Annotated in this window: 1 protein-coding gene; it reads right to left on the bottom strand. The window is 67.9% G+C overall.

Annotated features, from left to right (window positions below; all coding sequences use genetic code 11):
- Positions 1 to 7: 7 nt before the first annotated feature.
- Positions 8 to 1084 (bottom strand): IS30 family transposase, encoded by a 1077-nt coding sequence (locus QMG73_RS46120; RefSeq protein ID WP_281906511.1) that lies wholly within the window; start codon positions 1082 to 1084, stop codon positions 8 to 10.
- Between the last annotated feature and the right edge of the window lie 53 nt (positions 1085 to 1137).

Genomic DNA, 1137 nt, shown 5'->3' with positions numbered 1-1137 from the left:
GGCGGTTTCAGGGGGTCAGTGCAACGAGGTGCTGGTTGAGCTTCTGGGCTGGAGTATGCCAGTTCAGGGTTTGTCGTGGCCGTCGGTTGAGTTGGGCGGCTACGGCGTCGAGGCCGGTCTGGTCGATGGTGGTGAAGTCGAACTTGCCTTTGGGGAAGTACTGGCGTAGTAGGCCGTTGGTGTTCTCGTTGGTGCCGCGCTGCCAGGGGCTGTGGGGGTCGCAGAAGTAGACCTGGCAGTCTTCGACCAGGCCGAATTGGGCGTAGCCGGCCAGTTCGACGCCCTGGTCCCAGGTCAGGGACCGGTGTAGCTGGGCCGGGAGCCGGCCGAACAGGGTACGGATCACCGCGATCACCTCTGGGCTGGACCGGTCGGTGGGTAGGGCGCCGAGCATCACGAACCGGGTGCTGCGTTCGGCGAGGGTGATGATCGCGGAGCGTTTGTAGGCGCCGATGAGCAGGTCGCCTTCCCAGTGCCCGGGTATCGCCCGGTCGGCGACCTCGGCGGGCCGGGCCGAGATGTGCACCTGTTCGGTGACCCAGGGCTTGCCTCGGATCGCGGACCGGGCCGCGAGCGCCGCCCGCGACTGGGAGCGGCGGGCCCGCTGACCGGTACGCAGCGCGTCATTGACCAGCTCGCGTAGGCTGCCCCGCGCTTGCAGGTAGATCGCCTGGTAGATGGTCTCGTGCGACACCCGCATCCCCGCGTCGCCGGCGAACTGTTCGCGTAGTTGAGCAGCGATCTGCTGCGGACTCAATCTATCGCGCAGCCCGGCTACCACCGCCGCCCGCAGCGGTAGGTTGGTGGCCAGCTTGCGGGGCTTGGGCCGACGCCGCCGCGGTCGTGTCTTGTCTTGCGCCCAGTCCGCCCGGTACCCCACCTGGTACCGGCCACGCCCGCCGGCCTCACCCCGGCGTGGGTTTTTCACCCCGTGCCGGTGCGAATGGTTCCGGTCCACCTCCCGTCCCACCGAACTACGATGCACCCCGATCGTCCTGGCGATCTCCGCGCAGGACTTGCCTCGGCCCCACATGTTCTCGATCACCCGCCGCAGATCAGCGGTGATCACTCCCGCACGTGCCATACCAGCAGCCTCCCAAGATCAGCCCTCTGTTGCACTGACCGGTGGAGACCGCC

The organism is Phytohabitans aurantiacus (genome assembly GCF_027923225.1).
In the GTDB taxonomy this organism is placed as follows: domain Bacteria; phylum Actinomycetota; class Actinomycetes; order Mycobacteriales; family Micromonosporaceae; genus Phytohabitans; species Phytohabitans aurantiacus.
Note: the sequence above shows the minus strand (reverse complement) of the source record. Positions and strands in the feature narration are given on the sequence as shown.

Excerpts from the sequence above, each read along its gene's own strand:
- QMG73_RS46120 (WP_281906511.1), bottom strand. The coding sequence starts at position 1,084 with ATGGCACGTGCGGGAGTGATCACCGCTGATCTGCGGCGGGTGATCGAG.